The organism is Vibrio sp. D173a (assembly GCF_030248475.1).
Genome location: NZ_JAHGAH010000300.1, coordinates 21,194 through 29,384 on the forward strand (window position 1 = coordinate 21,194; position 8,191 = coordinate 29,384).

Sequence of the window (8,191 nt, forward strand, 5' to 3'; positions counted from 1 at the left end):
CATTTATGCCCCTCTCATTTTGAGAAAAATCTCCCGTAACATTTCCTCGATTATGCAAGGTTCAACCTTGAAACAAACTGGATTCATTTTGTAAAAAGCTGATTTTCTGAGCGTATTCATCTTATAAAGGATTTATCAAAAAAGAGAGGTTCTAGTACTTTCTTGAATTGGTCTGATCAATCGTCAATACTTTTTCTAATTAGACTCGCTATCTAATTAATCGAAGTTTTTGATTGGGACAACTCAATAATGAAGCCATATCGCTCTGCGCTGCTTGCGCTGCTTGCGCTGGGGCCTTTGAGCCTGTTGTTTACACCTGTGACATGGTCAGCCACGGCAATCGTTTTACCGGGGCTGCATGAACAAGGTATTGATCTACGAGATGCACCGGTTTCTGCGGCGGCTGCGCTTGAGTGGGAACTGGTTAATGCCGATGTCGTGTTTGGCGCATATGAAAATAAAAGCGATAACGAACGCGTAAATGCGATTGGGTATATGTACAACCAAAAGCTCGAACTTAACTCGGGTTGGCTCGAAAACGATATACGTAACCAAGCAGAAATAAATAACATCGATTATGAAGATTTTTTTCTTCATTTTTCGGAAGACACCATCATCGCAGAGATAGACTCTAGCCATGGTGAAAATACCTTACTCAATCGAAAACCGATGATTGTCGGTTATACGGCTAGTGCCGACCACGCAGGCTTTTGGTTATATCAACAACCACCATGGGACGCTGACGTCTTTGGACAGACGAATAATGGTGGTGCTCTCTATGTTTATCACTCAGAGAAGTTCGACCGCTTAGCATTTACGTTCTCCCAGTTTGCTCAAGGTGGCCGCTTTACGATTGAATACCCTTCTGCCATAGACTCATTTGGTCAGGTATCGCAGTGGAAGCCGTTTGATATTAATAAAGATAAAACGCTGAACATGACCAAAAACCAAACGGTAAACTGGTCCGTTCCTTCGGATTGGGTTCGCGCTACAACGCACTATGGCAGCGGAAAAACCTATGGCGGCGGTCAGTACTTTGGCTCCACCTTTTTACGCGATGGTGGCCGTCTTTACGTTGCGAAAATTACTTGGCATGACGAAAACATCGAGAATCGCCCTCGTCTAAAAGAAGTAAAGCTCAAAAACGGCTTCCAAACCGTTAAGTTGACCGACGCACCAAAGGCAACACCTGAAGGTCAAACCATTCAACGCTGGCGTAAGATACGTGGCTTCGACAAATCCGCAGACCTAAACCAAGATAATTATCTTTCTTGGAATGAATACACAAACCGTTCGAATAAGAATGCAACGGCACGATTTCGTTGGGAGTCACGTGTTATTCCATTTGGTCGCATGTGGAACCAAACCTCTTCTTGGGCATTAACCAATCTTGGTAACCCCGAGTTTGCCAACGCGATGCATCACTATTACCAAGCTGAATGGGCGAAACAAGGTTTAAACGGTGCGTACAACGACGATACTAATAAGTTACTCGGAGCAAATCAGTTCTACGTTTATTCCGGTGGTACGGTGGATGAACTTGGTTTGGTGGCAGGAAGCCAAGCTGCTGACGATGCTTACAAAGCACAATTCTCGGCGTTCTTAAACAAACTGGCAACGCTGGATGCGGATGCGTTAATTGGTCTCAACATAGACACGGCAAACCTATTCGGCCGTAATGGACAAAACCACTTAGTTGAAGCTGGTTCTCTATATTTACGCGAGCATTACCTTTTCCCTTCTACTGGCTTTAGTGGCTATGCTGGCTTAGCTAAGTTTTGGGATAACTCTGCACTCGCCAAAGCGGGTCAGAAAGTGATTTATCAAGCAACCACGCGTTATGGTCGAGTTCAATACTTTGGCAACACTGAAGATAACTGGAAGCAAGACCAATACTCTACACTGGCGGCGTTTTACTTAAATCATCACCCTGAGCGTAGCTTTTTTAATCAATGGAACAGTAGCTACTTATATGGCAGTAACAACACTACTGCCGAAAACTTCTGGAAAGCTGGCGTACCAAAAAACATTGCTTATCAACCAAGTGCGTTACTCGCCGTCGATTTGGGAGAGCCCGCCAATCTAGTGCCTGAAGGGGCTGCAGCGATGCCGCTTATGTTGTCCACCAGCACACCGCCAAAGTCCGATTATACAATCATTGGCGATTCCACCATGAATAAAATTGAGCATGTAGACTTACCTGGAGACATTACTTACCTTTATCCCACTTATATATACTTTGCTTATCGTTCGAGCACAGATATCGTCGCTCAAGGTCCATCAGAAATGGTGTTAGCACGTGAGTTTACCAACGGGCGTGTGCTATATCGCACCGACTTCTTTGGTAAAAACGCAAACTATTTCTCCGCGCCTAAAATCACCATTACGCTTGACAAGCCAATGAGACCCGTAGACAAAGACGGTAATATTGGTGGCTACGTTTCGCACATTGAAATCGGCGGTTATGAGGGAGTGTTCTTACTTTATTGAATTGCAGCATCAATTGAAATTTGTCACTCACACCTTCTTTCTATAGTGCCCCAGATTCATTTAAGTACAACTTTGTACTTTGAACGACACAATGGGACTCCAACAGCACCAAATACCAACTCGGTTGCTTATGCCGTTTTGACAAGGCATTATAACGGCGACAATTTATAAAATAAAAATGGAGACGCTCAAGTGAGTGAAATAACGTCATTGGAAGCACTAGAAGCCCTGTATGGTCAGCCAAGCCAACGAGCAAAAAACAAAGTGATGTTCGAACTAGATGAATATGCCCAGACATTAATCAATCACAGTCATTTTGTCCTCTTTACAACCAGTGATGAACAAGGTTTTACTGATATATCCCCCCGTGGTGGGCTTCCAGGATTTATTAAAATCTTAGACAATAACACCCTGCTAATGCCTGATAGCTCTGGTAATAATCGACTGGACAGCTTTAAAAACATTCTTGCAAATCCGAAGGTCGGACTTTTATTTATGGTGAATGGGATTGATGAGGTCGTGAGACTAAAGGGCGTTGCCAGTTTACACACAAATGAAACGTTAAAGTCAATGTGCCCTAATGGGAGCAAAGCGCCTAAAATCGTCATCAAAATCCAAGTAGAAAGCTTGTACTTCCATTGCGCGAAAGCCATCATGCGTGCAAAGCTTTGGAGCGATACGTACCGCGTCGATAGAAAAATCCTCCCTTCTCTTGCTCAAATCATGAAAGCACAGCAGAGCAACCCAGATTTAGTGTCGGCCACTCAAGAAGAAATGGTCGAATATTACAAGTCAACGCTTTAACGAGCGCTTGTTTAAAAATGCCGCATCATGGCTTGATGCGGCGTTTTAATATTGGCCTAAACTAATGAGCCTAGACCTCTTTTAACCATCACTTTGCAGTCTTATCAAAACTCGCAACAACACTCGTTTGGTCAAAATTACGGTAACCGCGAATCATGATGTTGAATATACCCGCAGGTTTGTTGAGAACGCACTGCTCATTACTACCATTTTGGAATGGGCGACAGTCGAAACTTGTTACAGATACAGAATCGTTGTACTTAACGAACAAGTCAGCATCACCACTTCTCGGTCCTGACATGGTGATCGTCACCTGCCCTGCTTCCTGTGTTTCAAAAGTAAAGAATTGCTCTTCGCCATATCCTGCCTGCAAATTGTCAACGGGTTCACCATCTTGTAATGGCGTCACACCCGATACGCTGTCCATGCTCGACTCCACCAAATAAGCCACTGCGAGTTTAGCGAAATTGCTAGCATGAGTTGCCGTTGGATCCGCGTTTTCTAAAGTATCAAATTGGGTATGAATATTCGGGTTGTAATCTTCAAACATACTCTCGAAAGGCATTGCGGCTGGGTAGCCAGCATTGTGCCAAGATGCGTGGTCAGAACATGCGTAGCCACAACGGTCAAATCCGTAGGTGATTTCAGGCGCATACTCATCAATCAACTCCGCCAAGAAGGCCGTTAAGTTGCTGTCCGTATAGTCTGTAATGAACGTAATGTCATGAGCAGAGCCATTGTAGTTAGTCATATCGAGCTGCAAGGCTGAAAGAACGTTGGCTCCTCGACTACTCAGCATTGATACCACGCCTTGGGATCCTCTTAAGCCAACCTCTTCCGCTGCGTAGCCATAAAACTTAATCGTACGATCAGGCTGGACTCCACTAGCGATCATCAGTCGAAGCGCCTCCGTTACGGTAGCAATACCCGATGCATCATCGTCCGCACCCGGAGAGATGGTGTGCTCTTCTGTCCAAGTCCCTGCCGTCGAGTCCAAATGGCCACCCACAACAATAATTTCTTCTGGGTACTTCGCGCCTAACAAGGTGACTTCAACTGACTTTTGAGGGAACCCAGCATGAGGAATTTGCACCGCAGATGCATAACTCACTCCCTCGATTTCTTTTATCCAGCGCTCTAACAACCAGTTCGAGGCTTCAATACCCGTCGGTGTCGTATAAAAACGGTTGGTGAAAGATGTCATGTCTTCAATCGTTTTCACCAAGTTGGTTGGCTCTACCTGATTGATGAGCGTTTCGACCGTCTCATGATGGCTTATCGTGGGCTTGTTAAATGTTTTTATTGTCGTCGGCATCGCTGCCGCTTTCATCGCACTGGCTTTATCTGGGTGCACCATATAGCCACCACAACGATGTTTGTCATGGTGCATGTGACTGGATAACGTCGCTAACTTATCTCGTGGAATCTTAGCAACGATCGCTGGGCGCGCACCGAAAAAGTCAGAATACACCACTGCGCCGTGTTGAATAGCTAAGTGCTGAGCATCCGCGTCTGTTGTGATCCACACCTCTTCCTGCAACGGAGATTCACTCGCAGCAACAGTGCCACTCAGTAATGCTATCGCTAATAAGCTCTTTTTCATTTGTTGTTTTCCCTTTTCTAGCCGTACATGACGAATTAGGGCTCCTTTGGGAGCCCTTTATATTGCGTTATTATTTATTTGGTTTTAGGAATCGGTAACGCCTCGTTTCAGAACACACATTTCCAGAAGTACACACTTGGTATTCCACGTCGATCGTGCCGTTGTGCTCAAACTGGTCAACGTAAGACTGGAAGTCCGTTGCACCTACGTTTTTACCATCACGCTTCACGATGAAGTAATCGTCAGTGCTGTATTTCCAAGAAAGTTTGACACGAGCTTTACCATTCGGGAACTTGTTACCAAAGTTCAGTTTCAGCGGGAACGCATCCGTTTGGCCTTCTTCGATCGTCACTGTTTGTGTCGTCGAAGTTGCACTACCTGCATCATCCGTTACTGTTAACGTTACTGAGTAGTCACCTGCCGCAGCGTAAGTGTGTGATACCGTTTCACCAGTTTGCGAATTACCATCACCTAGGCTCCATTGGTAAGAGACAATGTTGCCGTCACTATCACTACTTGTACTACGAAGTTGAACCGTTTTACCCGATACTGATTGGTCAAACGAGGCTACTGGTGGCACGTTCGCACTGCTATCATCGTAAGTCGCCGATAGCTCAGCATCATCATACCCAGCGTAACCGAAAACGTTAATGGTATAGCGTCCCTGCTCTGGGTTTTCGATCACACAAACTTCGTCAGAAACCGACAGGCTAGAGCAAATGTTTTCGGTTGGAGAAGGTGCGTAATCCAAGCCAACATAAATATCTGGGTCACCATTTGGCACAGCAAGATTAATCGTAAGCTGTGATTTTCCTTCTGGCACTTCAATATCAAAGTAAGTTTTCGAGCCTGTACCACCACTAATTGTAACCGCAGTGCCATTTTCTAGACGTTGGTATTCTGGCTCTGGCGGCAATGGTGGCTCCGCACAAGGCTCTACACCCACAATGCCAAAGGCATTAACAACCGCAGATGCGTCGTAACCTAGGTCAGTTGCGGCACTTTTAACTCCACATGCTCCTTCCCAGAAATTACTGTCTTGTGACCAGTAGATCTGGTTAGCAAGTACGAACAGTTCAAACGCTTTCTTGGTATCCCAGCCATCCGTTGTCGCAAGATGGTAGAAAGCTTTGTTGAATACGCCCGAGCTGTAGTGCACATTCAATCCATCGTAGTAATCTTGAGCATGGTTGATAGAAGAACCATCACGCGAAGGGTCATCCATGTAACGCAGGGCGCCATCTTCTTTAAAGATGTCTTTACCGACCATCCAGTCATTTTCGCCCTTCATGTAGTATTCTGCCGCTTCACCTGCGATATCCGAGAAGGCCTCGTTCATGCCACCAGACTGATTAGCGTAAACCAGGCCTGAGTTTTGCTCGGTAAAGCCATGGCTCACTTCGTGCGCTGACACATCAAGGCTAACCAGTGGGTAGAAGTAACTCTCACCATCACCGAATGTCATTGCCTGACCATCCCAGAACGCGTTTTCGTACCCAGTGCCGTAGTGAACGCGCATCATCAGCTTAAAGGTAAGCGGTGCCGTATCGAACCAGTTTTTATACATGTCGAATACAATGTTGCCAAAATAATGGGCGTCGTTCAGTGGCGAGTAAGCGCCGTTGATTTCTTGGAATTCATTGCGCGGACATTCGTAGCTGTATGGAGTAGAACCTTCAGTACCACCATTTAGGTTAACCGTGACAACGTTCTCCGACTCCATCACACAGTTAGTGCCATCCTCTTGCACGTCGAGGAAGTGGTAATCCGTACCGTACTCGTACATACCCGTTTTTTCATTACCACCAGGGCCTGTACCGATTTGCGCGTGTGCAATCCCTTCCCAACGATCGATGACTTCGCCACTGTGAGCATCTAACATAGTAAACGGACGAGATGGTTGAAGGCTGTTCGCTAACAGATAAGAAACGACGTAGACCAAACGGGTCTTCTTGCCGTCTTGATAGATGAATAACTCATCTTCAACGTTTCGCAGGAACTTAACTGCGAAGCCTTTATCCTGAAGGTTTTTAGACGCGACTTTTAATGCATCTGCACGGTTCAACTTCGGCTTAACAAAGCTACGATCCAAGTCATTCACACGAAGGTAGCTTCCTTGTACCGTTTTTAATGCACCACCCTTAAAGCTTTGCGTCGCATTCAGAGAATGCCCCCAAACAGGAACACCCCAAACGTTCTGCTGAATCTTAACTTTATAAACGCCACGTTTTTTAAGGTGGATACTTTTCACCTGTTTAAAGCTAGAAGCATTGTTAACACCCAGTTGTGAGTTAAGGCCAGAGAAGTTGGTGAAGTTAACTGGCTTGGTAAGTGTGACTGATTCACCTGCATGTACTGACATAGTCATTACACCTGCAACAGCGACTGCTATCAGACGTTTTTTTATTCTCATTTATCTATCTCCTTGATGTATTCAATTCAAACCTATCAGAAAAAAACATATTAATGTCGATATTTAAACCCGATAAAATAGTTGTGATACTTCAATTCTAGAAATGAATGAAACTGGCAAATATGAAAGTTACAAAAATGTTACAATTGACACTTTTTATGGAAAGAGATCTCATTTACAAAACTCAAGAAATACATTTTTATCATTAGATATTTTTATTTAAAAATATTGTTTTCTTAAATTTCATTATGAACAAAAAATTTATTAAGCCTTGAGGAAATAGAAAGTCGGATTTTAATACCATTATTATCTAAGCGATGGAATTTAGCATATTAAACTTTGTATTTTCAAATAAAAAATATCTAAAACCACGAATTAGATAAAAGATCAGAATGAATGCCATCCTGATTAAAAATCGACTACTTAACGCAATCGTTTTCATTGCAAGCGCCTTTTAAGTTTAACTAGAAAATCCATACTACGACTTGATATAAACTGTCATAAAACCCACATAACACAAGGTTATTTATGAGATTACCGAGAAGAAAGAGCATTTAAAATCACATTATTTGAATAAATAAATTACATTTTACACATTAAATTTACTATTTTAAACAAGAAAAGGAGAATGTAAAAATCAGGATATAAATGAAGTCAAAGAATTCATTTATTAATAGGTGTAAAATAAAACAAATCAGGAAAGTTATAATAGATCAAAACCATCATATTTTATGTTATTAATAGTTTTATTCCATTTCTAAATAGTAAGCGCTCCAGAGGAGGCATTTGCATATTGGCAAAGCGAATAATTCCATGTCTTGATGTTCGTGATGGACAAGTAGTGAAGGGCGTGCAGTTCCGTAATCACGAGATCATTGGCG

General features: G+C 43.5%; 5 protein-coding genes. 3 read left to right on the forward strand and 2 right to left on the reverse strand.

Going from position 1 to position 8,191, the window contains the following annotated elements; translation table 11 throughout:
• The first annotated feature begins 249 nt into the window (after nucleotides 1-249).
• Nucleotides 250-2,490: a hypothetical protein gene (locus KIV40_RS24680; protein ID WP_285351826.1), complete on the forward strand. Its 2,241-nt coding sequence runs from the start codon at nucleotides 250-252 to the stop codon at nucleotides 2,488-2,490.
• 192 nt (nucleotides 2,491-2,682) lie between these two features.
• Nucleotides 2,683-3,294, forward strand: coding sequence for a pyridoxamine 5'-phosphate oxidase family protein (locus KIV40_RS24685; protein ID WP_012129161.1), 612 nt, complete (start codon nucleotides 2,683-2,685; stop codon nucleotides 3,292-3,294).
• A gap of 88 nt (nucleotides 3,295-3,382) precedes the next feature.
• On the opposite strand, the gene KIV40_RS24690 is transcribed toward KIV40_RS24685, so the two are convergent.
• Both KIV40_RS24690 and KIV40_RS24695 read right to left on the reverse strand, forming a co-directional pair.
• Nucleotides 3,383-4,897, reverse strand: coding sequence for a M28 family metallopeptidase (locus KIV40_RS24690; RefSeq protein ID WP_012129160.1), 1,515 nt, complete (start codon nucleotides 4,895-4,897; stop codon nucleotides 3,383-3,385).
• Nucleotides 4,898-4,967: 70 nt separating this feature from the next.
• On the reverse strand, nucleotides 4,968-7,310 hold the full coding sequence (locus tag KIV40_RS24695; protein WP_285351827.1) for a M4 family metallopeptidase: 2,343 nt from the start codon (nucleotides 7,308-7,310) through the stop codon (nucleotides 4,968-4,970).
• A 790-nt stretch (nucleotides 7,311-8,100) separates the two neighbouring features.
• On the opposite strand from KIV40_RS24695, the gene KIV40_RS24700 reads away from it, so the two are divergent.
• Nucleotides 8,101-8,191, forward strand: a 91-nt coding sequence (locus KIV40_RS24700) for a HisA/HisF-related TIM barrel protein (protein ID WP_258800002.1), incomplete at its 3' end; no start/stop codon positions are given.